At 44.6% G+C, this 26,458-nt stretch carries 29 protein-coding genes, 2 pseudogenes and 1 riboswitch; of the genes and pseudogenes, 27 read left to right on the top strand and 4 right to left on the bottom strand.

Features of this window, described 5'->3' with window-relative positions:
* The first annotated feature begins 6 nt into the window (after window positions 1-6).
* The 11 genes from MNQ98_RS18615 to MNQ98_RS18565 all read left to right on the top strand — a co-directional run bounded on the left by MNQ98_RS18615 (window position 7) and on the right by MNQ98_RS18565 (window position 10,568).
* Window positions 7-576 carry a peroxiredoxin family protein gene (locus MNQ98_RS18615; RefSeq protein ID WP_241929600.1) on the top strand — a complete coding sequence of 190 codons (570 nt, stop codon included), beginning with the start codon at window positions 7-9 and terminating at the stop codon, window positions 574-576.
* Between the two features lie 105 nt (window positions 577-681).
* The gene (locus MNQ98_RS18610; protein WP_241929599.1) at window positions 682-1,032 is read left to right on the top strand and encodes an LSm family protein; all 351 of its coding nucleotides are present in this window, start codon (window positions 682-684) and stop codon (window positions 1,030-1,032) included.
* A 236-nt stretch (window positions 1,033-1,268) separates the two neighbouring features.
* Entirely contained in the window at window positions 1,269-2,144 is an 876-nt protein-coding gene (locus MNQ98_RS18605) for a WXG100 family type VII secretion target (protein ID WP_241929598.1), read from the top strand.
* 32 nt (window positions 2,145-2,176) lie between these two features.
* Window positions 2,177-2,377 carry a hypothetical protein gene (locus tag MNQ98_RS18600; RefSeq protein ID WP_241929597.1) on the top strand — a complete coding sequence of 67 codons (201 nt, stop codon included), beginning with the start codon at window positions 2,177-2,179 and terminating at the stop codon, window positions 2,375-2,377.
* 6 nt (window positions 2,378-2,383) lie between these two features.
* Window positions 2,384-2,674, top strand: a complete 291-nt coding sequence (locus MNQ98_RS18595; RefSeq protein ID WP_241929596.1) for a DUF4176 domain-containing protein — start codon at window positions 2,384-2,386, stop codon at window positions 2,672-2,674.
* Window positions 2,675-2,880: 206 nt separating this feature from the next.
* On the top strand, window positions 2,881-4,158 hold the full coding sequence (locus tag MNQ98_RS18590; protein ID WP_481856652.1) for a class II aldolase/adducin family protein: 1,278 nt from the start codon (window positions 2,881-2,883) through the stop codon (window positions 4,156-4,158).
* A gap of 179 nt (window positions 4,159-4,337) precedes the next feature.
* Window positions 4,338-6,407: a bifunctional aldolase/short-chain dehydrogenase gene (locus MNQ98_RS18585; RefSeq protein WP_241929594.1), complete on the top strand. Its 2,070-nt coding sequence runs from the start codon at window positions 4,338-4,340 to the stop codon at window positions 6,405-6,407.
* Window positions 6,408-6,681: 274 nt separating this feature from the next.
* Complete coding sequence (locus MNQ98_RS18580) at window positions 6,682-7,458, top strand: DeoR/GlpR family DNA-binding transcription regulator (RefSeq protein WP_241929593.1); 777 nt, start codon at window positions 6,682-6,684, stop codon at window positions 7,456-7,458.
* A 142-nt stretch (window positions 7,459-7,600) separates the two neighbouring features.
* The gene (locus MNQ98_RS18575; protein WP_241929592.1) at window positions 7,601-8,329 is read left to right on the top strand and encodes a (Fe-S)-binding protein; all 729 of its coding nucleotides are present in this window, start codon (window positions 7,601-7,603) and stop codon (window positions 8,327-8,329) included.
* Window positions 8,326-9,834: a LutB/LldF family L-lactate oxidation iron-sulfur protein gene (locus tag MNQ98_RS18570; RefSeq protein WP_241929591.1), complete on the top strand. Its 1,509-nt coding sequence runs from the start codon at window positions 8,326-8,328 to the stop codon at window positions 9,832-9,834. The genes MNQ98_RS18575 and MNQ98_RS18570 overlap by 4 nt, the downstream gene beginning before the upstream one ends.
* Window positions 9,831-10,568: a LutC/YkgG family protein gene (locus MNQ98_RS18565; RefSeq protein ID WP_241929590.1), complete on the top strand. Its 738-nt coding sequence runs from the start codon at window positions 9,831-9,833 to the stop codon at window positions 10,566-10,568. The genes MNQ98_RS18570 and MNQ98_RS18565 overlap by 4 nt, the downstream gene beginning before the upstream one ends.
* A gap of 137 nt (window positions 10,569-10,705) precedes the next feature.
* On the opposite strand, the gene MNQ98_RS18560 is transcribed toward MNQ98_RS18565, so the two are convergent.
* Complete coding sequence (locus MNQ98_RS18560) at window positions 10,706-11,560, bottom strand: SDR family oxidoreductase (RefSeq protein ID WP_241929589.1); 855 nt, start codon at window positions 11,558-11,560, stop codon at window positions 10,706-10,708.
* A 144-nt stretch (window positions 11,561-11,704) separates the two neighbouring features.
* Between MNQ98_RS18560 and cdaS the strand changes: the two genes are divergently transcribed.
* Both cdaS and MNQ98_RS18550 read left to right on the top strand, forming a co-directional pair.
* A complete protein-coding gene (gene cdaS / locus MNQ98_RS18555) occupies window positions 11,705-12,325 on the top strand; it encodes a sporulation-specific diadenylate cyclase CdaS (protein ID WP_241929588.1) in 621 nt (206 codons plus the stop codon).
* A 295-nt stretch (window positions 12,326-12,620) separates the two neighbouring features.
* A complete protein-coding gene (locus MNQ98_RS18550; RefSeq protein WP_208919247.1) occupies window positions 12,621-12,860 on the top strand; it encodes a ferredoxin family protein in 240 nt (79 codons plus the stop codon).
* Window positions 12,861-12,939: 79 nt separating this feature from the next.
* On the opposite strand, the gene MNQ98_RS18545 is transcribed toward MNQ98_RS18550, so the two are convergent.
* On the bottom strand, window positions 12,940-14,007 hold the full coding sequence (locus MNQ98_RS18545; RefSeq protein ID WP_241929587.1) for an Mrp/NBP35 family ATP-binding protein: 1,068 nt from the start codon (window positions 14,005-14,007) through the stop codon (window positions 12,940-12,942).
* A 267-nt stretch (window positions 14,008-14,274) separates the two neighbouring features.
* On the opposite strand from MNQ98_RS18545, the gene MNQ98_RS18540 reads away from it, so the two are divergent.
* From MNQ98_RS18540 to MNQ98_RS18520, 5 genes are all read left to right on the top strand, one after another.
* Window positions 14,275-14,733 carry a hypothetical protein gene (locus MNQ98_RS18540; protein ID WP_241929586.1) on the top strand — a complete coding sequence of 153 codons (459 nt, stop codon included), beginning with the start codon at window positions 14,275-14,277 and terminating at the stop codon, window positions 14,731-14,733.
* 153 nt (window positions 14,734-14,886) lie between these two features.
* A riboswitch (cyclic di-AMP (ydaO/yuaA leader) is annotated at window positions 14,887-15,018 on the top strand.
* A 4-nt stretch (window positions 15,019-15,022) separates the two neighbouring features.
* On the top strand, window positions 15,023-15,496 hold the full coding sequence (locus MNQ98_RS18535; RefSeq protein ID WP_241929585.1) for a C40 family peptidase: 474 nt from the start codon (window positions 15,023-15,025) through the stop codon (window positions 15,494-15,496).
* A gap of 123 nt (window positions 15,497-15,619) precedes the next feature.
* On the top strand, window positions 15,620-16,567 hold the full coding sequence (locus MNQ98_RS18530) for a phosphotransferase family protein (protein ID WP_241929584.1): 948 nt from the start codon (window positions 15,620-15,622) through the stop codon (window positions 16,565-16,567).
* Between the two features lie 31 nt (window positions 16,568-16,598).
* Window positions 16,599-16,991: a 2Fe-2S iron-sulfur cluster-binding protein gene (locus tag MNQ98_RS18525; protein ID WP_347272221.1), complete on the top strand. Its 393-nt coding sequence runs from the start codon at window positions 16,599-16,601 to the stop codon at window positions 16,989-16,991.
* Between the two features lie 296 nt (window positions 16,992-17,287).
* Complete coding sequence (locus MNQ98_RS18520) at window positions 17,288-17,698, top strand: VOC family protein (protein WP_241929583.1); 411 nt, start codon at window positions 17,288-17,290, stop codon at window positions 17,696-17,698.
* Window positions 17,699-17,952: 254 nt separating this feature from the next.
* Here MNQ98_RS18520 and MNQ98_RS18515 read toward each other — a convergent pair whose 3' ends face one another.
* Window positions 17,953-18,816: an AraC family transcriptional regulator gene (locus MNQ98_RS18515; protein ID WP_241929582.1), complete on the bottom strand. Its 864-nt coding sequence runs from the start codon at window positions 18,814-18,816 to the stop codon at window positions 17,953-17,955.
* Between the two features lie 156 nt (window positions 18,817-18,972).
* Here MNQ98_RS18515 and MNQ98_RS18510 point away from each other — a divergent pair, with 156 nt between their 5' ends.
* The 7 genes and pseudogenes from MNQ98_RS18510 to MNQ98_RS18485 all read left to right on the top strand — a co-directional run.
* Window positions 18,973-20,763 carry an L-fucose isomerase gene (locus MNQ98_RS18510; RefSeq protein ID WP_241929581.1) on the top strand — a complete coding sequence of 597 codons (1,791 nt, stop codon included), beginning with the start codon at window positions 18,973-18,975 and terminating at the stop codon, window positions 20,761-20,763.
* A 27-nt stretch (window positions 20,764-20,790) separates the two neighbouring features.
* The gene (locus tag MNQ98_RS18505; RefSeq protein WP_241929580.1) at window positions 20,791-21,450 is read left to right on the top strand and encodes a class II aldolase/adducin family protein; all 660 of its coding nucleotides are present in this window, start codon (window positions 20,791-20,793) and stop codon (window positions 21,448-21,450) included.
* A gap of 26 nt (window positions 21,451-21,476) precedes the next feature.
* A complete protein-coding gene (locus tag MNQ98_RS18500) occupies window positions 21,477-22,985 on the top strand; it encodes a rhamnulokinase (RefSeq protein WP_241929579.1) in 1,509 nt (502 codons plus the stop codon).
* A gap of 14 nt (window positions 22,986-22,999) precedes the next feature.
* A pseudogene (locus MNQ98_RS18495) lies at window positions 23,000-23,119 on the top strand (RbsD/FucU domain-containing protein); the annotation flags it as partial.
* 252 nt (window positions 23,120-23,371) lie between these two features.
* On the top strand, window positions 23,372-23,488 hold the full coding sequence (locus MNQ98_RS29770) for a hypothetical protein (protein WP_347272220.1): 117 nt from the start codon (window positions 23,372-23,374) through the stop codon (window positions 23,486-23,488).
* A gap of 87 nt (window positions 23,489-23,575) precedes the next feature.
* A complete protein-coding gene (locus MNQ98_RS18490; RefSeq protein WP_208919258.1) occupies window positions 23,576-23,974 on the top strand; it encodes a VOC family protein in 399 nt (132 codons plus the stop codon).
* A gap of 181 nt (window positions 23,975-24,155) precedes the next feature.
* Window positions 24,156-24,393: pseudogene (locus tag MNQ98_RS18485) on the top strand (IS5/IS1182 family transposase); the annotation flags it as partial.
* A gap of 220 nt (window positions 24,394-24,613) precedes the next feature.
* Here the strand turns inward: MNQ98_RS18485 and MNQ98_RS18480 are convergent.
* Window positions 24,614-24,931, bottom strand: coding sequence for a DUF4183 domain-containing protein (locus MNQ98_RS18480; RefSeq protein WP_241929578.1), 318 nt, complete (start codon window positions 24,929-24,931; stop codon window positions 24,614-24,616).
* A 44-nt stretch (window positions 24,932-24,975) separates the two neighbouring features.
* Here MNQ98_RS18480 and MNQ98_RS18475 point away from each other — a divergent pair, with 44 nt between their 5' ends.
* Both MNQ98_RS18475 and MNQ98_RS18470 read left to right on the top strand, forming a co-directional pair.
* Complete coding sequence (locus MNQ98_RS18475) at window positions 24,976-25,518, top strand: hypothetical protein (RefSeq protein WP_241929577.1); 543 nt, start codon at window positions 24,976-24,978, stop codon at window positions 25,516-25,518.
* Between the two features lie 349 nt (window positions 25,519-25,867).
* Window positions 25,868-26,278 carry a DUF4183 domain-containing protein gene (locus MNQ98_RS18470; protein ID WP_241929576.1) on the top strand — a complete coding sequence of 137 codons (411 nt, stop codon included), beginning with the start codon at window positions 25,868-25,870 and terminating at the stop codon, window positions 26,276-26,278.
* The last annotated feature ends 180 nt before the right edge of the window (window positions 26,279-26,458 follow it).

Raw genomic sequence — 26,458 nt, 5'->3', positions numbered from 1 at the left:
GTGACTATGATGAGAAAAAACTGGATCGCCATTGTGATTCTTGTAGGTCTGGTTGCCTGGGGCATATTTGATTATTTAAATAAGCAAGCGACGGATCAAACTCAAGGAAGCGGGAACACAGTTGAAACGGATGAAACGATACCGATAGGGATTAAGGTCGGAAATCGTGCACCTAACTTCGCACTTCAGACTGAAGATGGAGAAACTATCAACCTTTCCGATTATCGCGGTAAAACGGTTCTGTTGAACTTTTGGGCATCCTGGTGTCCGCCATGTAAAGTTGAAATGCCTTATATGCAAGATTTTTATGAAGAATACAAGGACAAGGATGTCGTTGTGTTAGCAGTGAACATGACGCATTTGGAAAATAATTCGGACGATGTGAAATCATTCCTTGATGAAGTAGGTGTTACGTTCCCAACGATGTATGATCAGAAAGGGCAGGTGACGGAGCAGTATCAGATCGTTGCGTATCCGACAACCTATATTCTGAATACTCAAGGTGTAATTTCGGACCGTTACCAGGGAGCCATTGATCACAATCTCATGGTTAAAGCCTACGAAAAATCACGATAATGCCGTAAAATCATAAAGTAATCTTCAAAAGTGGACGTTTGTATCTGACAGCATTTCACCCTGTAGAATAGAATGAATCAATTCGACGGGTGAGGAGGATGAGTGGTGCATATTATCAGTCCAATTTCAGAAGATTCTTGCAGACCTTTTATAGGCCGTCAGGTTTGCGCTGTACTTCATGATGGAAGACATATAACAGGAACACTGAGAGGTATCGATGAAAAAGGTTTGCTTTTTGACGAGGCATTTCGGAGTGCCAATATATTGTCCACAAAGCCGGATAAGGCCAAAAAACAGTTGAATTCCATGAAACAGAAAGCAGAAACTTCTGCTTTTGGACCGGGATTCGGTTTTAGACCAGGATTTGGTTTTGGAGGTTTTGGTACTCCTTTTGCGGGCGCATTGGCACTCAGTTCCATCGCGCTGTTATTCTTATTACCGTTCTTATTTATATAAAATAGAAATGATGATATGGTGCAGCCCTATACAGGGCTGCTTTTTTAATGATGTTTATTCTATTGTTAGATGAATTTGTGACTAAAGCACCGATTCCTGGTCTCAGGAGGGCGATGCGAATTGGACCCAGAGATTCATTGTTATAAACTCAATCCAAATTTAAAATAGAAAAATGTGGTTATATGTCCTGTGAACAGGATAATTTTAGGAGACGCAGAAGAAGGAGCGTTTAGTCTATGTCTAATCGTATTTTGGTAACTCCGGAGCAACTGAATCAAGTGTCGTCGCAATTTTCTCAGTCAGGCCAGCAGAGCAGCGACATTGTACAGCGGCTTCAGCAGAGCATACAGCAGATGGAGGGACAATGGGAAGGGATTACCCGCGAACGATTTTACGGAGAATACCAACAGGCGCGGATTACCATGAATAAGTTCATAGAATGTTTACATACGGTATCTACCGAACTGAATCAAATTTCTGTTAAATTTCGTACTGCGGATGAATCCAATTCCGGTCAGGTGGTAGATGCGTCGATGACGGGTACTGCTGCAGCAGGAGCTGGTATTGGAGGTATGGCGGTTGGAGCTGGGGCAGTTGGTGTGGCCGGGGGAGCCGGGTCTATCGGTACGGCAGGTGTCGGCGGAACAGCCAAGGGGGCTGTTGATACAAGCCTGTTGGATAAAATGATTGACGTTGCTAAAGTAGAGGGCAGCATGATCGAGAACAAAGAAGGCGGATGGTTCACTAAAGCTATATCCGGAAGCGCCGAAGCCAGCCTAATAAATGGTGCCTCTGCTGAAGTTGGCATTGTGGAAGCGGGTTATGAGAATGATTATGTAAAAGGGTCCGTCAGTGTTGGTAAAGCGGAAGTAGAGGCTTCGATTAAAGATGGTACGCTTAGCCTTGGGGCGGAAGCTACATTAAATAAATACGAAGGCGGTATTAAGATTCCTATACCTTTTACCGACAATGAATTGATCATCGGCGGATCAGCTTCTCTTGGCGTGGTCGGTGCCTCGGCTGAAGTGGGAAAGACCGGCTTGAAATTCCACATTCCGCTTGGACCGGGCGCAAGTTTGGTTGGTATCGGCGGAGAAATAACCGTAGAATAGATCTCGTACAATCAGAGAGGAGTATGAAGTCATTGAGCGATAAGCAAACCAAATTCAAACAGATTATGATCGCCATTGCCATCATTGGTGTTCTGGGCACCGTTATACCGAATCTCATGGATTCCAGTTTACCTGTAGCAGAAAAGGCAGTGATATGTATAACATTTTTGGTATGTATTCCGCTTCTCGTTACGGCTCTGTACTTTGTAGGCAAGAAACTAATGAAAGGTTGATGACTTATGGAACCAATTCAAGAAGAGCTTTTGCCGATCGGATCGGTTGTGAAATTTAAAGATTGGGATCAGACTCTTATGATATATGGAAGAATGCAGAATGATTCCAAGACGCTGAAAAGATGGGATTATGTTGCATGCTTTTATCCTCACGGTAACTTAACAAATGACTCAAATATCTTTTTTAATCATAAGGATATATCGGAGATTGTATTCAAGGGATATGTCAACGAAGAGGAAATTGCGTTTCGTGACGCATTGGTCAAAGGAATTGCAAAAGTTGAGCAGGCTAACTAAAAGTTGATCTAACCGGGTTTTATCATTTTGGCATCATAAAAGCTGTCTTTGAAGCAGAGTGTTCTGTTGCAGAGACAGCTTTTTTCCATGCGTGCAATAAATCATTGCCGAATGAACGAACATAAAGTAAACTTAAAAACAAAAAAACAAAAGCAAACAAAGATATTTTGATTTGAATGCTTTTGTTCATCTCGGAGGCGATGAATTTGCAAACAGAACTGCTTCATCCTGCGGACCAAATATTAATGATGATGGAACGAATTTATGACTATGGAATGACTACCACATCCGGTGGTAATTTATCCATTAAAGATGAGAACGGCGACATATGGATTACACCAGCGGGAGTAGACAAGGGTGCATTAACACGAAATGATATCGTTTGTGTCAAAGGTGATGGTGCTGTGGTTGGTCATCATAGACCATCAAGTGAGTACCCCTTCCACCGTTTGATTTACCGTACACGTCCGGACCTGAAAGCTGTAGTTCATGCGCATCCGCCGGCGTTGGTTTCATTCAGTATTGTAAGGAAAATTCCGAATACGAAGCTGCTTCCGAACGAGGAGCTTATTGTTGGTGATGTGGGGATGGCGGAATATGCACTGCCTGGGAGCGAAAAGCTCGGTGAGAATATTGCGGCTGTTTTTGCTAAAGGACTTAACAGCGTTATGCTTGAGAATCATGGAGTGGTTGTCGGAGGGAACAATCTGTTTGAGGCTTTTCGTGCCTTTGAGACGTTGGAGTACTGCGCAAGGCTTGAAATTAACGCCAACCGGATCGGCAAACCGATTACACTTCAGTCTGTAAACCGTGACAAGCCGCAGCTGTTGCTAGAGGAATTACAGGCAGAGCCTTACACAACCGAAGAACGGGAAGTACGCAGAGAAATGTGCAAACTGATCTCAAGAGCTTATGACCAGAGATTGTTTACAAGTACACAAGGAACGTTCTCACAGCGCCTGTCTGATGGCTCTTTCGTAATTACCCCTTACGGTGATGACCGTAAGTATTTGCAGCCTGGTGATTTGGTCCGTGTGAAAGAAGGGAAGCACGAAGCCGGCAAGATGCCGAGCCGTTCCGTCCAGTTCCACGAGCTTATTTATCAGACTCAACCGCATGTGGAATCGATTATTATTGCCCACCCGCCGAATATCATGGCATTCGCCGTAACAGATACGGGATTTGATTCAAGGACGATTCCGGAAAGCTATATTCTGCTCAGGGATATGCCAAAGCTTCCGTTTGGGATGGTTGTTCATCAGGCTGAAGAAGCAGCAGCACGTTTCAAAAAGAATACACCACTCGCTATTGCCGAGAACGACTGTATTATCGTCACGGGTTCCTCATTGCTGAATGCTTTTGACCGGCTTGAAGTGGCTGAATACAGCGCCAAGGCCTTCATAGATACCTTTATTCTAGGTCCGGTTCAACATATCGATGGTTCCAAAATCGAAGATCTTAAAGAAGCTTTTAACCTGGACTAGACATTATTTCAATGTAAACAATAAAAATCCCTCGCATTTTTGCCCGTTTATATTTGAATATAACCTATTCAAATATAAACGGGCATGATATTATGTTATCAATACATTGAAAACGGTGCCAACTTATAAGGCATTCCGTTTATATCTAAAATTAATCGTATTCGGAGGGAGATTACTTCATGGTTCAAAGCTTGTGGGACAAATCAAAGGCAGATCAGGCAAAAAACACGTTAGATGAACTCGTTTATCGTTCCAATATGATCGGTACAGACCGACGAGTGTGCAATTGGGGCGGAGGTAACACCTCCAGCAAAACCACAGTGAAGGATTTCCGTGGACGTGATGTTGAAGTAATGTACGTCAAGGGAAGCGGGTCGGATCTGGCATCGATGAAAGCAGGTAATTTTACCGGATTGCGAATGGATGACATTAAACCGCTATTCGAACGTGATTCCATGCCAGATGAAGAAATGGTAGCTTACTTGGCTCACTGCATGATCGATGCCAAACATCCGAGAGCCTCAATTGAAACCCTGCTGCACGCATTTCTTCCATTCAAACATGTGGATCATACACATCCCGATGCCATCATCAGTCTCTGTTGTGCCGATAACGGTAAAGAACTGGCAAAAGAAATTTTTGGCGACAGGTTTGTATGGGTTCCTTATGTAAGACCGGGCTTTACATTATCCAAGATGATTGCTGAAGGTGTTCTGGCCAACCCAAATGCAGAGCTTGTTCTGATGGAGAAACACGGACTTGTGACATGGGGCGATACCTCAGAAGAATGTTATGCCCAGACGATCAAAATCATTAGTGAAGCCGAAGCCTTTATTGAAGCAAAATTTGAGCAGGAGCAATTGTTTGGTGGTGTGAAGCATCGTCCGCTGCCAGCCGAAGTTCGTCGCCGAATTGCTGCAGAGGTGATGCCTACGATCCGTGGTGCGGTAAGTGACGTCAAGAAAATGATTCTGTCTTTTGATGATGAGGATGAGGTACTGGCTTTTGTTGGTGGGGAAAATTCCTCCGAACTCTCTCAGATTGGTGCAGCTTGCCCGGATCATCTGGTACATACCAAAATGGTCCCTCTCTTCATCGACTGGACACCTGATGCCGATGATATTGAAGGGCTCAAAGCTAAGCTTATTGAAGGTATCTCATCATATAAAGAACAATATGAAGACTATTTCAACCGGAACAAGCACGAAGGCGATGTCATGTTCGAAGCTGCTCCGCGTGTCATACTGATTCCGGGAGTGGGGATGGTCAACTCTGGCAAGAGCTGGTCGAACTCAAAAGTTAGCGGAGCATTGTATCATCGGGCGATTGCAGTTATGCGCGGTGCAACAACTCTTGGTGATTTCGTGTCCCTGAGCGAGAACGAGTCTTATAATGTGGAGTACTGGCCGCTGGAGTTGTATAAACTGACACTTGCACCGAAGGAAGCTGAATTCTCACGTCAGATTGCTTTTATTACTGGCGGAGCAGGCGGAATCGGGAGTGAAACGGCAAGACGGCTCGTATCTGAAGGGGCGCATGTGGTGCTTGCGGACCTGAACCTTGAAGGAGCAGAGAAGGTATCCGGAGATATAAACGAGAAATACGGAGAAAACCGGGCGATTGCCGTTAAAATGGATGTAACGGACGAAGATGCGGTTTTCGCAGCATATCAAGCTTCTTCTATTTTTTACGGTGGTGTCGATATCATTGTTAACAATGCGGGTCTGGCAACATCAAGTCCTTTCGAGGAAACATCATTGAAAGAATGGAATCTAAATATGAACGTGCTCGGAACAGGATATTTCCTGGTAGCGCGTGAAGCATTCAAAATCATGAGGCAGCAAAGTATCGGTGGCAGCATGGTGTTTGTGGGTTCGAAAAACTCCGTGTATGCCGGCAAGAATGCATCCGCATATAGCTCTGCAAAAGCACTGGAAGCGCATTTGGCTCGATGCATTGCGGCCGAGGGTGGTCAGTACGGGATTCGTGTCAACACGGTTCTTCCGGACGCGATCCTTCAAGGATCTGCGATATGGAATTCCAATTGGCGCAATGAACGGGCAGCGGCTTATGGTATTGAACCGGATGAGCTTGAAGAATATTACCGCAAACGTACAACGCTGCTTGTAAATATTTATCCGAGAGATATTGCTGAAGGAATTGCGTTCTTCGCATCATCCCGATCTGAGAAAACGACAGGCTGCATGCTTACGATTGACGGTGGAGTACCGGCGGCATTTACCCGGTAGTAGTTGAAGAGTATTCATGTTGCAGGAAAGCCGCCGTGTTTGAGGAAAAAAGGACTTTTGTATTCATTTCCCGAATTGGTTAAGATGGCTGAAGGAACTTCGGCGTTCAGATGTTTTATCGACCCGGATGATGATAAGTTCTTAGCTGATCCTTTACTCATATGGGAGTAGGTATATGAACCCGAACAAGAGGTATCGTGGGAAGAACATATAGTAAATTTCGTCAAATCGTAGATTTGACTCATAAAATAAAACAGTAAGGATGAAGTGATTTATGTTGGTTGCAGAACGTTATGAGAAGATTGTACAGTTGGTCAATGAAAGAGGAAGTATCCGGGTTACCGAGCTGAGTCAGCTTTGCGGGGTAACGGAGGAAACCATCCGCCGAGACTTGGACCGATTAGAAGATTCGGGACGTCTTCGCCGTTCCCATGGTGGTGCGGTCAGTGTTAAAGATCAACCCATTCCTTGGCGTTCTCAACCCGAAATCCCTTTTACAGAACGTGAAATTATGCATGCCGAGGAGAAGCAGCGAATCGCAGAGGAAGCGGTAAAGCTCATCGAGCCGAATCAGCGGATCTTGTTGGATGCAAGCTCCACAGCATGGTATATGGCGAGGCTTATTCCCGATTTTCCACTAACGGTACTGACCAATTCGATCAAGGCAGCGGCTGAGCTAGGCGGAAAAGAGAAGATTGAAGTCATCTCTACCGGTGGAATCATGGCTCATCGCTCTTTGTCTTTTGTAGGCCCGTTAGCTGAGCGCTCTTTGGAATCCTATCACGTGGATAAAGCTTTTCTTTCTTTTAAAGGAGTTCATTTGGAGAGAGGGCTAAGCGAATCCAATGAACTTCAGGCTAGAATTAAACATAAAATGATTGGAATGGCAGATCAGGTGATCCTGCTAGCGGATGCAAGCAAATTCGGTATTCAGGCGTTTACACAGGTCGCAGATTTGCAGCGCGTTGATACGATTATTACTGACAGACGTCTGCCTGCACATGATGCAACGCCTTTTACGGACCGCGGAATCCATATCATTTCAGTGTAAACCACAACCCCCGATCACGGGGGTTCTTTAAATGATAATGATGTAAACGTTAACAGAAACGAAAGCCGCCCTGATGGGGAAGGTGAATCCGTTTCTTCTTGTAAATAGAGACTTACAATTTGAGTGGTAAGCGGGGTGCACAATGAAAATATCCTTATTTGTAACATGCTTAAGCGATGCATTATTCCCACGGGTATCCGAAGCGATGGTCCGGCTGCTTGCCCGTTACGGCGTCAAACTGGAGTTTCCTGATGTACAGACGTGCTGTGGGCAACCTGCCTACAACAGTGGCTATTGGGATGAAGCCCGGACAAGCGCGAAGACCATTCTGGATGCCTTTGAAGACAGCGACTTTGTCGTTTCACCTTCGGGCTCCTGTACTTATATGGTTCATCATTATTCGAACTTGTTTAAAAGTGACCCGGTTTATTTGAAAAAGGCTGAAGATTTACAAAAGAAAACGTATGAATTCTCGCAATTTCTCGTCAAAGTACTCGGTGTAACAGACATTGGCGCTACTTTCCCAGGCAAGGTGACATATCATCCATCCTGTCACGGCAGCCGGCTACTTGGTGTAAAGGACGAACCGATGGAACTTTTGAAGCAGGTGAAGGGTCTGGAGTTCGTACCGCTGCCATTTGCTGAGGACTGCTGTGGCTTCGGTGGAACGTTCGCAGTCAAAATGGCGGACATTTCAGGAGCCATGGTGACCGAGAAAGTGGATCATGTTATTGAGACCGAGGCATCGGTACTTGTGGGTCTTGATATGGCCTGTTTAATGAATATAGCCGGGAACCTCCGTTACCGAGGGGAGAAGGTCAAAGTAATGCATTTAGCCGAGCTTCTACATGAAGGGGTGAAGGGGGCATGAGTACGTCTGAATCGAAAAAAATGAGCGTGAACCAGCGCTCCCGACTGGCACTCAATAACGATTTTCTCCGCAGCGCGGTCCGTTTTACGACGGAGCGGTTACGGAATGGGAAACTGCAAGCCTCTGCTGATCATGGAGATTGGGATACGTGGCGGGAACGAGGAAGACAAATCCGGCTGCATACGATAGCTAATTTGGATTATTACTTAAATTTATTTGCCGATAATGCCCGTGCCAACGGAGTGCATGTTCATTTTGCTGATACAGCAGAGGAAGCGGTGGGCATATCTCTTCAGATTGCCCAGCGGAAATCGGCTAAATCGGTTGTGAAATCAAAATCTATGGTTTCCGAGGAGCTGCACTTGAACAAAGCTTTAGAATCCATCGGCGTTGAAGCGGTAGAAACGGATCTAGGCGAATATATTATTCAGCTTGCGGATGAAACACCCTCACATATTATTATCCCTGCGATTCACAAGAACCGTTATCAGATCGCAGATCTGTTATCCAAGGAGGCTGGGGAGACGCTTCCGCCGGATACATCAATTCTGGCTGGATTTGTGAGGAACAAACTAAGAGAGAAATTTCTGGATGCCGACATCGGTATGACCGGATGTAATTTTGCCATTGCCGAAACGGGCTCCATGGTCCTGTTCGAGAATGAGGGCAACGCCCGTATGGTGACGACGCTTCCGAAGACACAGATCACGTTAATGGGAATGGAACGAATTATTCCTTCATGGTCTGATCTTGAAGTGATGGCGACACTGCTGCCGCGTTCAGCAACCGGTCAGAAGCTGACAGTTTACATGTCGGGCATTACAGGACCTCGGAGAGAACATGATGGTGATGGTCCGGAAGAAATGCATATCATTATTATAGACAATGGCCGAGCACTACAGCTTGGCGATCCGGAGTTCCAGGAGCTGCTTAACTGCATTCGCTGTGGCGCTTGCCTTAACGCTTGTCCGGTCTATAGGCAGATCGGTGGCCACGCTTATGGTGGTACATACAGCGGTCCGATTGGAGCCGTTCTTACGCCTGCCCTGAAGAAGAATGTAGCGGAGTGGGACGATATCGCTAATGCTTCAAGTTTATGCGGTGCTTGTTATGAAGCTTGTCCAGTGAAAATTCCGCTGCATGACATGCTTGTATCCTTGCGCCGGCGCAAGATCGAAGCCGGACGAGGGAATAAGGCTGAGGGTGTGGGTATGAAGGGCTTTGCTGCCGTGATGGGGAATTCCAAGCGCTATCGCACCGTGATCCGGATCGGAAAGCTCGGACAGAAGCTGGTGGCCCGTGGCGGTGAAATCCGTACGAAAGTTGGTCCGTTAAAAGGATGGAACTCATACCGAGTTACACCAAGCCTACCTAAGGAATCGTTCCGTGACAGATGGCCGACTCTTGAGCAGGAAATTTCCCAAGGGGTCAGGGAAATGGATTCCGAAATAGAGAACAGGTTGAAGCAGATCATGAACGACCGAAAGGGCGGGGAGACATCATGAGCAAACAGCAAAGTGATCAAGAGTGGCTTGCACAACTGGAAGCACAGTCCAGAAAAAAACAGGAATCATTTATAAACGGTATTGCCGCCAAGCTGAACAGAGCTCGTGTACGGGAAAAACCTGATCACCCCAATAGAGGGGCTCCAGATTTCTGGAATGAATTTAGCTGGTCTCTGGATAACCGGATTCATCAGTTCACAGTGAATTTTGAAGCTGCGGGTGGGCATGTCGTTCATCTGTCCAATATGGAGCAGGTTAAACAGTTTATCACAGAAAAAGCAGGAGAGATGAGCGCGGGAAGGATTCTGCGGCAAAATCAGGAAATGCTCGATCAACTTGATCTGGGGAGCGCTCTCCCTGATACGGATATTTCGGTCTGGAATGAGAATCGTGAAACCGATTGGCGTTCAAAGGCGGCTGAAGCTGATTTTGGAATCGTCCTCGCGGATTATGCGGCTGCCTATACGGGTTCTATGGTTGTATTGTCTTCGAAGGATAAAGGCCGAGCGGTCAGCTTGCTGCCGACGGTCCTAATTGCCATTATACCTGTGGAGCGCCTTAAGACGCGGCTTGGAGAGATACTGGTGAATTTCGACATGGATGGAAGGGGAAATCTTCCGGCAGGCATTCATTTTATCTCAGGACCGAGCAGGTCGGCTGACATTGAGAACGATCTGACCATCGGGGTTCATGGACCGGGTATTGTGTACGCACTCATTGTGGATCATATGTAAACAGAATGAATAATTAAGATTGCCGTTAACCGTTTTTTTATTTGTGAAAGCCCCTTTCTTTACCCTGCAATGTTCAGGTGTGAGAATGGGGCTTTTTTATGAAAAGAAAGCGAAATGTCAGATCAATTAGAGCAGGGTCATTTGCCGTGTCGCGTCAGTTTGGCGAGTTCATCCCACTGTTCTTCAGTTACTTCAGCCAGTTCATTAAACTGACCGGCGCCTTGAAGCCATTCACCGCCATCTATCGTAATAACGTCACCATTTATGTATCCGGCGTAGTCTGAAATAAGATAAGCAGCAAGATTGCTGAGCTCTTCTTTGTCTCCCACGCGTGCGAGCGGGATGCGGTCAATCATCTTTTGCTCAAATTCCGGAGTAGGAGACAGTCTGGACCAAGCTCCTTCTGTTGGAAACGGACCGGGTGCAATTGCCACCTGGCGAATGCCGTAAGGTGCCCATTCTACAGCGAGAGAACGGGTTAATGCCAATACTCCAGCTTTTGCAGCCGCCGAAGGGACAACATAACCGGATCCTGTAGAGGCATAGGTTGTGACGATATTTAACATCGTTCCGGAGATCCCTTGCTCAATCCATCGTTTGCCAACTTCCAACGTAGTGTAAAATGTGCCGTGAAGCACGATGTTGAGCACGGCATCTACAGCTCTGGGAGAGAGGCGTTCCGTAGGACTGATGAAATTGCCAGCTGCGTTATTGACCAGCACGTCGATGACCCCGTAATGCTGCTCTACCTCTTCCACCAGTTCATGCACCTGGGCCGGATCGCGAACATCGCAGCTTTTGAAATATACGGCATGCCCGTAACTGCTCATTTCCTCTGCAGCAGTTTTCAGTACGTCTTCACGCCGACCGCAAATGGCGAGCTTCGCACCCAGCTTCAGAAATTTCTCGCCCATAGCCCGTCCTAGCCCTGTGGCCCCACCTGTAATCAGTACAACCTTGTCCTTCAACAAATCCTTAGCAAATGGTCCCATTGCTCCACACTCCTTCAGAACTGGTTAAATTGCCAAAATACCGATATATCCGAGCGTAACATGTAAAAGTCTGGAATGGAATAGTGAGTAGTGTTTGCATAAATAATTCCTGTGCAGACAAACATAATGAAGGGAGGTGTGTCTATGGATCAGGAAAATTGCGATTTTTCTCCAATAAAGCAAGCTTTAAAAAAGGATATTCACCAATTAATTACGGAATTACAGAATAATGTAGATGCACTGGATAATGAAGCACAGTGTGTTCTTGGAAATTTTGAAAAAGTGAAAGAAAAATTTGTGAATATCGAGTTGAAAGCTGCTACATTTTATTTAAACTGTTATTTGTCTCCATTTACAGACAAATACCCTGAATTATCAATTTGTATACAAAATATGTCGAAATCGAGACACGGTGGTTTAATTGTGATCCAACGGGAAGATTCTCTTGAATCATTGATTAGACCAGGTATTTCGATAGGAGCAGAGTTGACCCATTCTTTGTTAGAATCCATTTTTTTCCCCGGCAATCCACTCCATGATGGTGCTGTCATTGTAAGTCTTAATCAGATCGTTTCGGCAGCCAATGTTCTTCCACTTTCAGACAGATCTACAGGTGATCAAAAACTTGGCACACGGCATCGTGCTGCTTTAGGTTTAACTGAACGAAGTGATGCCCTCGTACTAGTAGTATCGGAGGAAACAGGTAAAGTTTCATTTGCCCTAAACGGAAACCTGTATCCAATTACTACTCATGAGCCTCAATAGAAATTACACTATCAAAGTGCTGATTATATACTACGGCTACCTCAGGGAATAAAAATGGAAAAGAGTTCGATTCGTATACGTAAATGATATGCCAGTCAACACTTAGCGTTGGCTGGCATATCATTTATTTATATGGCTGTAGGGTAGTATTGACAAAATTATCAATGATCCACATAATTATTATATGTTTATGTTTAAAAAGTACTGAGTCTAGATTTTTTTGTCCTATTATTCCTATTTATGATGTATGATTAAAAGAAAGCTAGATTAGTACAATGGAGAGGGGAGTAATCACATGTATGTTATAGGTTCAGCCTGCATAGACGAGAAAGCGGGAGAATGCGTTGACGTATGTCCTGTTGATTGCATTGAAGAAGGAGAGGACCAGTTCTATATTGACCCGGATATTTGTATTTCTTGCGGTGCTTGTGAAGCGGCTTGTCCTGTGACAGCAGTATTCTATATCGATGATTTGCCGGAAGAAGAAAAGCCTTACTATGAGAAGGCTGTGGAATACTACAAAAACAAAAATTAAATCATACGAAAGCAACACCCTCCCAAGCAGGTGCGGAGCGATCCGGTCACCATATTGGAAGGGTGTTTTTGTCATGCATTTATGAAGATTGAATAATATGATGAGCTAGGTCATTGTAAATGGAGCTGAGCAGATTCGGCTTAGTCGATTCCATTTCATCCGGAACAATTGGAATCTGGGTGAGTAGGGACGTATTCAGCTGGTTTGCCAGCTTTTCCCCGCCACCCTTGCCAAAGATATAATGCTTGGTGCCTGAAGGATCTTCATAATAAGACATGTTCTCCACAACGCCGAGAATACGGTGTTTGGTCTGAAGGGCCATTAGTCCCGCACGCTCTGCAACGACTGTTGCTGTGGACTGTGGTGTAGTGACAATAATTTCAGAACATTCAGGTATCATCTGATGAACAGCCAGAGCGATATCACCTGTCCCAGGCGGGAGATCAATGAGCATATAGTCCAGTGGCCCCCACATCACATCATTCAAAAAACTGGACAGCATTCTTCCTAGTCTGGGTCCCCGCCACAGGACAGGGTCGTTACCCTTAACAAAGAATCCGGTTGATATGACTTGAACACCGTCTCTTTCTATCGGTGTGGGGCGGCTATTCGTAGGTTCCGGCTTCTCATGTATTCCCATCATATCCGGTATACTGAAACCGTAAATATCAGCGTCAATGATTCCAACTTTCTTTCCGGCCTTCTGTAATGATAGAGCCAGATTCAGTGTAACGGTCGATTTTCCGACGCCGCCTTTTCCGCTGGCTACCGCTATAAATTGGACACCCGCTTTAACCAAAGGACTTACTGGAAAAGAACCCTGTGCCCCCCCTCTATTGGCAGGCTGTTGGCCAGAAGGTTTCATCTCCTGTGCTCGAACAGTTATGCTATGCTTCTCCTCGGCAGAAACTTGCTTGATCCTAATATGTATATCTGTCATTCCCATTGTGCGCAATAGCTCTTCAATCTGTTTACAGCGTATTTCTGTTATGCCTTGCTCCTGTTCTAGCTCTGTGGTTATTAGAGTCATCGCTGCTTTGTCTTCTTTCAGCATGACATCACGGATTAATCCGATTTGAATCAAGGGAAGCTTCAATTCGGAGTCGAGTATCTTCGTCATTTCACGATCAAATACTTCTCTATTCATAAGTCACCTGTGCAAAACTATGACAATGCGGATATCTGCAAGTTGATAAAGAGTTCTGGTAAGCCAACATTCGTAAGTCCCTCCTTAAAACTGATAATCAAGTTCAGTTTAAAGAAAGAGAAAGGGGTAGTCAACAAAGGTGTTCAGTACGCAGCGATGGTATATGACGGCAAAGATCTTCAGGCAGTGATCATTATATATCACTTTCAACTTGTGAAATATTTAGTAAACTGTAATAAATAAGAACAGAAAGTAGGTTTATTAATCGTGGATCATGATAAAAAGCAAGAGAAATCGATTATTCTAGTCTGCCTACAAATTTTTATGGGTATAGGTGCATTGTTCGGTGGCGGTGCCTTAATTCTGGATCCAAGTGGTGATTTAATTGACATGCCAGTATCTATGATCAAAGGTTCTATTTTTTCGAACTTTCTTATTCCTGGTATCCTTTTATTTTTCGTCTTTGGTGTTATACCCTGTTTTGTTGCATCGGGTTTAACACGTCAATGGAAATGTATAACTGCTGAGAAACTCAACATGTTCTCGAATAAACACTGGTCATGGACTTTTTCTCTATACATAGGTTTTGCTATCATCATCTGGATCACCATTCAAATCTATATCATAAACGGTTTCTCCATTGTACATTTTATTTATATTGCGTTGGGATTAATTATCCAAGCAGTTACATTACTTCCGAGAGTCCAACGAAAATACGAGCGATAAATACAAAAACGGGTCAATCTGCTGTTAGTTGACATCACTGCAGAGCATGACGGGTGATTAGCGAGATTTGCAGAATAAAATTACAATTTTGTTACTGAATACGATTGACATATCACCTCAAAATATACTACTCTATGATAGAGTTACAAAACTTTAATGAATTTGCCGAATTTCGTTTTGAAAACGGGGGAACCGATCTGGGTGAATTATTCTTGAAGTCAAGGGAATATAGGAGACCTTCAACCGAACCCTTAGCTAACTCCGTAGGCACCGAAGGGAGAAAGTGTATTTGAAGAAAGTCGTATTATCTTTACTAGGGTCTGCACTTATTTTTTCCTCTGGCGCCTTTACGGCATATGCTGATCAGACGAAGCTTCAGAGTGAAGTTACACAACTAGTAGGAACTCCTTATAAATGGGGAGGAACAACTGTAAGCGGATTCGATTGCTCCGGATTTATTTTGTACATATTTGATCAATATAATCTAAATTTGCCGCGAACTTCGGTATCACAAGCAGAAGCTGGTATTTACGTAGATCAAGATGATCTTCGGTTGGGAGATTTGGTCTTCTTCAATACAAGTGGCCGCGGTATCTCGCATGCAGGAATTTATATTGGAAATGATGAGTTTGCTCATGCATCCACTAGCAGAGGAGTTAGAATCAGCAAGCTCTCGGAATCTTACTATAAGAACCGTTATGTAACAGCTCGTCGTGTCATCAGCCAAGAGGATTATGTTCAGATGGTAGGTAGTATGAATTAATATTTCGCAATGAATAGAAGTCCGCGATGAATTTCGCGGGCTTTTTGTTGTATGATGTTACTATAAGTAGGTAAAGAGTGTTGATCTAATTGTATGAGATTCAACTGGAGGTTTGATTACGAAATGTCGTATTTGTTTACTAAAGAAATTAATGATTGGAACAGCTGGGGAGCTGTTTATCAATCCATCGAGGATTTTAGACCTCTGATTCAGGAGATATTTGTAAGGGAACGATTAATGGGAGCGGAAGATATATCTCATTTAACACCGGGAACAAATGCCGTCTTCAAAGCAGGATCTTACGTGATCAAAATATTTGCACCGACTTCGTCTGGAATGAATACGGATCAGGACTATAAAGCTGAACGGTCGGCGATGCAACGAGCGATTGACCAAGGCGTACGCACACCGAATATTGTAGCTGCGTCCAAAATTAATGATAAATATGAATTCAAGTATATCATTATGGATTTTATCGAAGGCCAAAGTGCCGGTGACGCCATAAATGGATTTACGGTTGAGCAAAAGCGTGATTTCGTAGGTAAGTTGCAGGAGGATATGGTAAAGTTGAACACGCTGCCGGACGAAGAAGTGAGTCGTGATGTGATCATTGAGAGAGCAATCCATAATGATCGCTGGAAGGTTGTGTCTCCTGAGTTAAGAAAACAGATTGAGCATTTTCTGAACCATTATGAGCTCGGTACTTGCATACATGTTCATGGAGATCTTACGGGTGACAATGTATTAATTGATTCGAAGGATCAAGTTTATATTATTGATTTTGCTGACAGCTCCGTTGCACCGGTAGAATATGAGTATCCTGGGATTGTGTTTGAGTTGTTTCAAAGTGATGTAGAAACTGTTCATGAGTTTATAAAGTGTAGGAATCTGAAATACAGTGAGTTTATTGACCTGCTATTTGCAGGGACGCTGCTGCATGACTTTGGTGCGAACTTTGTAAAATCCATTTATGAAAAACATACAGGCAAAGGTATCGGGGAAATGTCTAATATTTCTGAATTTAAGGAGTTGATTCATACCCATCTGATGCCTGACTTCAAGTGTACATAAGCTTAATGAACTCATTGAGGGGGAATGAAGCGTGTTTAAATTTTGGAAAGGCCGGGAGGGAAAGAATAACTCGGTTTCGGAGAGTTCTGCTGCGATCGGGAATAACATGCACGAAGAAACAGAAGAGCAAATCGTAGAACTAAAAGGCAGAAATATTCAACGATTCGTTGCGCCCGTGATTGGTTTGACGGTATTGGATCTGGCGGAGAAGAATGAAGTGGACTGGAATTCTTTCTGCAAAAGAGGGACATGTGCTCGTTGCCGATGTCATGTCAGTGAAGGGTTGGAATATCTATCCCCTCCAAATGAAGCGGAGAAGAAACGGCTTGATCCAGAGGAGATTGATGAGGGATACCGTCTGGGCTGCCAGACAAAACTGGAGAGAATAGGTGCCATATCCATTAAACATGCACCTTATTTTTAATAGATTATTATTCAATTACAGCCGGAGGCCTGAGTAACAGGTCATCCGGTTTTTTCAAGAGATAAGAAAGTATAAACTTCGGAGTATCAGCATCTTTATCTCGCAAGAAAAACTACCGCTAAAATGCGGTCTGTCTTCTTTGGAGTACGTCGATAGACGTTTTTCTTATGCTATCAGAGGCAGTTGAAATAACGGATGGATTTGATAAAAAATAGCACATTTCACTTTTAATGTTTGCTATGATGTTCATAACTGGGACTTATTAGGCTGCCAAAAAGCTATTTGGAGGGGTACATATGAAGAGTAATGAGAACGATATCAAAACAGCTGCGCCAGAAAGTCCGATTCAAAACAAGGTTGGCAGTGTTTTTGTTCCTGTACGAGACATTGAGAAATCACGTGAATGGTACTGCACTCTTCTTGGTATCGATCCAGAAAGTTGCAGCATTATGAACGGTCATCTGTGTCCACTTCCAATGCAAGGTACTGGGGTCATTCTCGATACGATGCCCCTGTGGGGCGGAGAGGAGCCGGGCGGAGCGCTCCATATTTCAACGCCTGCTTTTATGCTGCTGACTAATGATCTGGAAGCATCCTACAATTACGCCAAAGTGACTAGTGTAAACCTGGTAACGGATATTGAACACGAGCATTGGTTTGTGATTAAGGACCCAGATGGCAATTTACTGATGGTTTGCAAGGATTAGTTGATTCTAAAAAGAGCTGTTTATACCTGGAAAAAGCTGTCACCTTGAGTATTGATCTGGGGACAGCTTTATTATATTTTAACGGGTTACGACGTTTTTGAATGTGCGCAGCAGGCCGTTTAAATTCAAGAGGCATTACTGTCATCGGGTTTGACTCGGGTAAACAACAAATCGACGCGATTAAAAACGGCAGTATGACGGGGGCGCTTGAAAGGTCTGAATTAGACCCTTCAAGCTGACTCCTTGTCTGTTATTTAGTTTTTGTTCGATTGATCATTGCGTTCCTGGTCCCGGAATGAACTCGGTGTTTGTCCCGTGACTTTCTTGAACAGAATGGAAAAGTATTTCTCGTTCCCGTAGCCGACAAGGGAGGCCACTTCGTGCACAGGGCTGTCGGAGTTTGCCAGCAGGCGTTTGGCTTCTTCGATTCTACGAGATATAAGGTAGTTGAAGGGAGAGTCGCCGAGCTCTTTTTTGAACAGATGGGACAAATAGTGCTGACTCACATACAGTGTATCGGCTATGTCCTTTAGACTAATGCTCTGTGTGTAATTTTTATCGATAAAATGTTTAGTTCGAAGGGCGATTTCGTTCTTCCCTTTAAGTGACTGGAATTGATGCTTCACATCTACAATGCGGTAGATGACCGTAATGAGAGACATAAGCAGGTTTGTACTTAGCGTCTCATATCCCAGTACCTGTGAATCACACTCCTGAAGTATTTCGGATAGATAGCTTTCCACTTTATAGGCATATTTCTCACATGAAATGACCGGATCGACATAAGGGGGAAGTAGCATCCCCTGCGGAACGCCATCGATATGAAGGTTGTCCACACCACAGTATATGACCTTAAAAGGTCCCGATGCTCTGGAACGCTCTTCATGAGGTACTCCCGGATTATATATGGCTACATCCCCTTGATGCAGCTCATAGGTTTTGCCGCCGATAATAAACTCTCCGCTTCCTTCGACAATATAAATGATTTCACAATAATCGTGGATTTGCGGAGGCCCGTAGAAAAATTCATCTACAACCTGACCAGCAAAAAGGAGCTCCGGGTTACGTTTAAAGCTGAATTGGTCACTCTTGCTGTATGGTATTTCGATTTTAGGCAACCTAAGTCCCTCCAAAAATCCAATATAAACTCATTATATAATAATGTTCACTTTTATTGCTGTCTTGTTGTCAGGAAACAACAATATAGTGGGTTATCGCCTGTCTCAAACCTTATTACAATAGATCCATAAGTAAAATACCAGGAGGTATTAATCATGATTGAAAGCGATTACAGATGGAGAGATGGATTTCCGAAGATTGGCATACGGCCGACGATTGACGGCAGAAGAAAAGGGGTTCGCGAATCACTTGAAGACCAAACGATGAATTTAGCAAAGTCGGTTGCGAAGCTGTTATCCGATAGCTTGCGGTATTCGAATGGCGAACCGGTGGAGTGTGTGATCGCAGATACTTGTATCGGTGGTGTAGCGGAAGCAGCAGCGGCAGCAAAAAAATTCAAGAACTCCGAAGTAGGTCTGACCATTACCGTCACTCCTTGCTGGTGTTATGGTACAGAAACGATGGATACGGATCCGACACTTCCGAAGGCGGTATGGGGGTTTAACGGAACCGGCAGACCAGGAGCAGTTTATTTGGCAGCGGTGTTGTCAGCTCATGCACAGAAAGGTCTTCCTGCGTTCGGCATTTACGGTGAGGACGTACAGGATGAAGGAGATAGCGTCATTCCGGATGACGTTCAGGAGAAGCTGCTTCGTTTTGCAAGAAGTGGGCTTTCCGCAGCTTACATCCGTGGAAAATCTTATTTATCGATGGGTTCCGTTTCGATGGGTATTGCCGGTTCTATCGTGAACGACTCGTTCTTTCAAGAGTATCTTGGCATGCGCAACGAATATGTTGATATGAGTGAGTTTACTCGCCGACTGGAAGAAGGGATCTATGATCCGGAGGAATATGAGGCGGCACTGAAATGGGTGAAGGAAAGCTGTAAGGAAGGCAAGGACAACAATCCAGAGCATCTGCAGAGCAGCCGCGAGAGAAAAGACCTGGAATGGGAAACAGTCGTCAAAATGACGCTAATTACTCGCGATCTGATGATCGGAAACCCTCGTCTGGCAGAACTCGGTTTCGGGGAAGAAGCGCAGGGCCATGGAGCTATTGCCTCCGGCTTCCAAGGGCAGAGACAATGGACGGATCATTCACCAAATGGTGATTTCCTAGAGACGATGCTGAATTCATCATTTGATTGGAATGGTAAGCGCTCTCCGTACATTGTTGCTACCGAGAACGACAGCTTGAATGGTGTGAATATGCTGTTCGGTTACTTGCTGACGAACACTGCGCAAATCTTTGCGGATGTCAGAACATACTGGAGTCCGGCTTCGGTGGAACGTGTTACGGGACACAAGCTGGAAGGGAAAGCAGAGGGAGGAATTCTTCATCTGATTAACTCCGGTTCTGCGGCTTTAGACGGTACGGGTGAACAGGAGCGGGATGGCAAGCCTGCCATGAAACCTTTCTGGGAAATTACGGACGAGGAAGTTGAAAGAACGTTGAAAGCATCACAATGGAGACCGGCATCTCTGGAGTATTTCAGAGGCGGAGGCTTCTCGACCGACTACTTAACCCGTGGTGGTATGCCTATGACCATGTCCCGGCTGAATCTGGTGAAGGGACTCGGTCCGGTGCTGCAAATTGCAGAGGGGTATTCCGTTGATCTGCCTGAGCATGTGCATGATACACTCGATCAGCGGACGGACCCGACATGGCCGACCACCTGGTTCGTACCGAATTTGACAGGTACAGGTGCATTTACAAGTGTATATGAAGTGATGAATAACTGGGGAGCGAACCATGGTGTGATCAGTTACGGACACATCGGAGCTGACCTTATTACGCTTGCGTCTATTCTCCGAATTCCGGTCAACATGCACAATGTCCCTGCTGATAAGGTGTTCCGTCCAAGAGCATGGGGCATGTTCGGAACAGAACACTCGGAAAGCGCAGATTTCCGTGCATGTCAAAATTTCGGTCCGCTTTATAACTAAGCTGGAGTTGACGAAGGGAGAAACCTTATGCAAAACATAGATACACGAAACGAGCTCTGCAAATATGCCCGTAAAATCGTGGATAACGGATTGGTTGTTGGACCAGGTGGAAATATCAGTGCAAGAGCCGGAGATAAGATGTACTTATCTCCGAGCGGCTTCGCGTTAGAGGAAATCGAACCGGAGCAGTGGATTGAAGTAGATATTCCAACAGGAGCTATTACAGATATTGGTCTACGACCATCTTCTGAAGTTCTTATGCATCTGTATGGTTACCGGGCGAAACCGGATATGGGAGCTATGGTTCACACCCACCCATCGCATTGTATCGCTTTTACACTGATTGAGCAGGAACTTCCAATTATGTTTCCTGATCAGGCGGCACTTGTCGGCAGAACTTCCTACATCCCATATATCATTCCGACAACAGATTTGCTGGCCGATGCAGTAGCTGAGAAAGTGACCGAAGCAAGCTCGATCCTGCTCGGAAACCATGGCTTGGTGACAACTGGGCGTAATCTTCGGGAGGCTTACTACCGTACCCAAGTCGTTGAAGAAAGCGCGAAAATTTATTTGAGCGCCCGTGCAGCCGGTACGCCTAAGCCGTTAAGTGATCAGGAAGTGGATGATATTGCGGCGCTTGAGAGTGAGGATTACCGTATTCAGCTGTTGCAAAAGATGAAGTAATCTTTTCTTGAAGGGTGGTACTTTTGATGAACGATACATCTGCGGTACTGGCATTTGATATGGGGGCAAGCAGCGGCCGGGCGTTAATCGGAGAAATCATCCAGCAGGAAAAGGGAGAGCCGGGGCTGCTCAAAATTACTGAGATTCACCGTTTCCCCAATACTCCGGTCCAATTCGGAAATTACCTGCACTGGAATATAGCTGCGCTTTTTCAGGAAGTGAAGAATGGCATCCAGAAGGCCTTTCAATCCGGGTACACACCGGAAAGTTATGGCATGGACACATGGGGCGTGGACTTTGGACTTATCGACAGAAATGGAGAGCTCGTAGGCATTCCTTATCATTACCGGGATACGCAAACGATCGGGATGGTGGAGAAGACATGTGCGCAGGTTGGTAGGGAGCGTTTATTTGATGAGAGTGGCCTGGCGTTCATGCCGTTTAACACGATTTATCAACTACATGCGATGGTGGAGGCAAGTTCTCCGAAGCTGGATATTGCTGATAAGCTGTTGTTAACGCCGGATCTGCTTCATTATTTTCTGACGGGACAGCAGATATGTGAGTTTACTATGGCAACAACGACACAGTTGTATCACGTGAAGGACAGAAGATGGAACACGCAGCTTATCGAAGAACTGGGACTTGATCCGTCTCTGTTCATAGATCCTGTGGAACCAGGGACGATCATCGGGCAAATTCAGGACTCCGTGTGCCAGGAGCTTGATGTTCCAGCTATTCATGCGATCGCTGTTGCTTCTCACGATACGGCATCTGCTGTAGTAGCCGTACCTGCTGACTCCCCAGTTTTTGCATATTTGGTATGCGGAACATGGTCCCTTCTCGGTACGGAACTAAGTGAGCCTCTGATCCACCCGGATGTACTGGAGCTTGGGTTCTCTAATGAAGGTGGAGCTTACGGAACTTTTCAGCTGCTGAAGAACATCATGGGGCTGTGGATTCTGCAGGAATGCAAACGTCAATGGGACCGTGAAGGGGAAGGTTACACGTTCGGTGATCTTGTAGAACTGGCCGAAGGGGCTCAGCATTTCCGTAGCTTCATTGATCCGGATGATCTGCGATTCATGAATCCTCCGGATATGACGGCAGCCATCCAGAACTATTGCCGCGAGACGGAACAGCCGGTTCCGCACAGCAAGGGCGACATTGTGCGTTGTATATTGGAGAGCCTTGCACTTAGATACCGTGAGGTATTGGAAAGAATCGAGCAGCTCACCGGAAATCAGTATGCAGGGCTTCATATGGTTGGCGGCGGTATCCAAAATGAACTTCTCTGTCAATTTACGGCCAATGCTCTGGGACGCCCAGTATGGGCGGGTCCGGTCGAGGCCAGCGCCATCGGTAACATGCTTGTCCAATTTATTGCGAACGGTACACTTAAAAGCCGGGAAGAGGGCATAGAGCTTGTCAAGAAATCTTTCCCGATAGTGTCTTTTGATCCATACAGTACAGAACAATGGAATGAAGCATTTGCCAAATACAGCGGAATCACCCGCGGTCTGCGTTCAGGCTAATTATGTAATTGTTAAAAGTGGTTGAACGATTTGCTTTTTATGAACGTGCGAAAAAAGTGTATGCCATTGTTTCAGCGGGAGAAAAAGCGCTGTATGCCAACGTGATTCTGAAGAAAGGTGTCGTTGTAGAATAATATTCTCGTATTTTAAAAACCCGCTGATGAAATCGAGGCCACTGAAAAAGTTCACTTTATGCTAAATAGGTGCAGTTTCCCAAAATTTTGAGGAGACTGTACCTATTTTTCTGTATAATTTGTTAAGTAACAACTAAAGTTGTTTAATTTACAATAAAGTCGTTTGAAAAATAATAATGTTGTTTAAAAAACGCCAGCCATGCTATTCAACAATCGGGCCAAACAGTTTCTGAATTAGCAGAGCCTTTTGATATGTCTTTGGTTGCTATTTCAGAGCATATAAAAGTTCTGGAAAGGGCAAAATTAATTGATAGGAGTGTAAATGGAAGAATGAATGAGTTATTGAAAGCGAAAAAGGAAGAACACTAGGGTTTACATTTATGTTTTTGGGACTTAAAGAGTTAGTTGAAACAGAGAGACAACAACAAAATTTATGTGAAGAAAGGGAAGTTAAATATGAAGAACGTAACGCCATTTTTAATGTTTCAAGGCGGAATTGCAGAAGAAGCTATGAAATACTACACATCACTTATTGAGGATTCAGAAATTAAAAGCATTACTCGATACGGGGCTGAAGGACCCGGTAAAGAAGGTACAGTTATACAAGCTGTATTCTCGTTAAAGGGGCAGGAGTTCATGTGTATCGACAGTTACATTGACCACGAATTTACGTTTACCCCATCTTTTTCTATCTATCTTACGTGTGATACCGAAGAGGAAATCGACAGCCTTTATAAGAAAATGATGCAAAATGGTACAGCACTTATGCCTATAGATAACTATGGGTTCAGCAAAAAATTCGGATGGCTGAATGATCAGTTTGGCGTATCTTGGCAGTTGAACCTACCAGAGTAATCTAGTTGCAAATGGAGTGTGGGGTATTTCACTATCGGGCGCTATTATGGAATAAAACCTAGATTTTTAAACTACTTTATTGATATGTTTTAAGTTCGGTGAAGTGTTTTTTATCAAAAATTAAACAACATTATTATAACCCTGTCCTAATTTTAGGACGGGGTTATACATGTTTAAGGTCTTAAAATTAAACGAGCATACGGAACAAATGATGTTCCAAGAAAGTGAGTACTTCAAAGTAAAAGCAAAGGAACGCTACAAAATTGAAGCAAAGAACAGCGAACTCAAGCACAGGCACGGGTATGATATAGCCACATCCTCGGATTTATTAGGGATGGAGCTCCAAGGCGATATGGCTTATATTTACGGTTAATCTAAAGCGAATATTGAAGCTGCAAACAGGCCTGCTTAGAAAATGAAAAGACGCCCCTCACCCCAAAAAACTGGGAATGAAGGTCGTCTTTTTATGTTTGCCTCTTAACTGCTCCGAAAAACTACAAGTTCTTCAGTGGCCTCATGAAATCAGTGGTTTTTTTGAAGAGATAATAAAGTATAAACATCGGAGTAAACTGTAACTTTATCCCGTAAGAAAAACTACCGCTAAGTGCGGTAAGTCTTCTTGAGGTACATCGGTAAACATCATGATACGATTTGCGCAGTGAAGCGATGAGTTTCCAAAATAATAGGAGTACCTGCATGGATATAATCACCTGGAGATTCAATGATCATAGCCTGAGAATTAACCTTGTATATACGGCCTTCCTGGATCATGCCGTTAATGAATAGATTGGTATAACTGTTCGGACCAGAGTCCGTTAAGGATACTGCGGCGTTTCCATTATCATCCGTAAATTGATCAGCGTTAATAACGAGGGGAGCATCTAAAACGATATCCGAGTCAAGCTCATAAAAAAATCTTTGTACGTCCGGTAAGATAAATATAGAGGGGATAATCACAACTCCCGGTTTACCTCTAGGCCCTCGAGGTCCTTGATCTCCTTGTGGGCCCTGAAGTCCCTGAGGTCCTTGATCTCCTTGTGGGCCCCGTAGTCCCCGAGGTCCTTGATCTCCTTGTAGACCCTGGAGTCCCTGCGGACCTGGGGTCCCTGGGAGACCCGGCGTTCCTTCTAAACCTTGGGGTCCTTGCTGTCCTTCTGAACCCCGAGAACCTTTCGGTCCTTCTGGACCCCGAGAACCTTTCGGTCCTTCTGGACCCCGAGAACCTTTCGGTCCTTCTGGACCCCGAGAACCTTTCGGTCCTTCTGGACCCTGAGAACCTTTCGGTCCTTCTGGACCCTGAGAACCTTTCGGTCCTTCTGGACCCTGAGAACCTTTCGGTCCTTCTGAACCCCGAGAACCTTTCGGTCCTTCTGGACCCCGAGAACCCTTCGGTCCTTCTGGACCCCGAGGACCTTTTGGTCCTTCTGGACCTTGTGAACCTTGAGGCCCCTGCAGCCCTTGCGGCCCATCTGGACCACGAGCACCTTGTGAACCCTGAGGACCTTGGGGTCCTTGCAGCACTTGAGGCTTTAAAGTTCGAGTAAAACAGAATAGCCTAACTCTTCTTGGAGGGCGACACTTTCTCCTTCTTTTAATGGTATAAGATTTTCTGCTACATTTATTTTTAGTTCTTTTTTTTCTTGAGGTAATGGATTTCATCCGTGTAATCACCTCCTCAGTATACGTTCATTTAACATATGTGGTTGAACGTTTAGATGAGTGGACATCTACCTGTCTTATGGAGGGAATGTAACTATGTTTATGTTCAACAGATCGATGAAGTTGAAAATAAAAGTAATTATGTCGGAAGCAAATTAAAAATACTAATCATTTACTATTATTGGCTATCGTTTCTGCCATTGATTAAAAAAACAAAAGAAAGGAGTGAGAAATATGCCAGTGATCAAACCGGTATATACTGCAGTTGCCTCTGCTCCCGTAGCAACTGGAGGAACAATTAGCACTTCGGTGACGCCTGAAGTAACACGTTACTTTGCTTCAATCACTGCTGATATGATAGGTGCGGTTTCAACAACGATGCCTGCAACCAGCTTTGTAGATGATGCAAATGCAGCGATTACCGCATTTCCAGCCTTAACAGGGTCCGATTATTCCAATGTTTATATCAATGGAGTGCTGCAGCAAAGCTCTCTCTCAACACTTACGACTGCCGATTTAGTTCTGGATACAACAGAAGTTCCAGCAGGTGTTCCGATTCTTGTGGAAATTTCTAGTTTTGCGGACACAACATCAACAATAACAACACAGCCGACGATTTCTGCACCAATTATTACTATTAGTTAAGCGTAAGGGCTGTTCCATAAGTATATGATTCATCGACAATGGAGACAGCCCTTGCATTTTTTCAAAAGAATGAACTTATGTCTGTTGCGTTTACATAAAGGGCTAGAGAGATAGTTTGTGACATAAAAAATTATTGGGTAAAGCGGAGCAGGAAAATGCTATTGAAGGAAAGAAAGATCT

The organism is Paenibacillus sp. N3/727 (assembly GCF_022637315.1).
GTDB classification, from domain to species: Bacteria; Bacillota; Bacilli; order Paenibacillales; family Paenibacillaceae; genus Paenibacillus_AQ; species Paenibacillus_AQ uliginis.
Note: the sequence above shows the minus strand (reverse complement) of the source record. Positions and strands in the feature narration are given on the sequence as shown.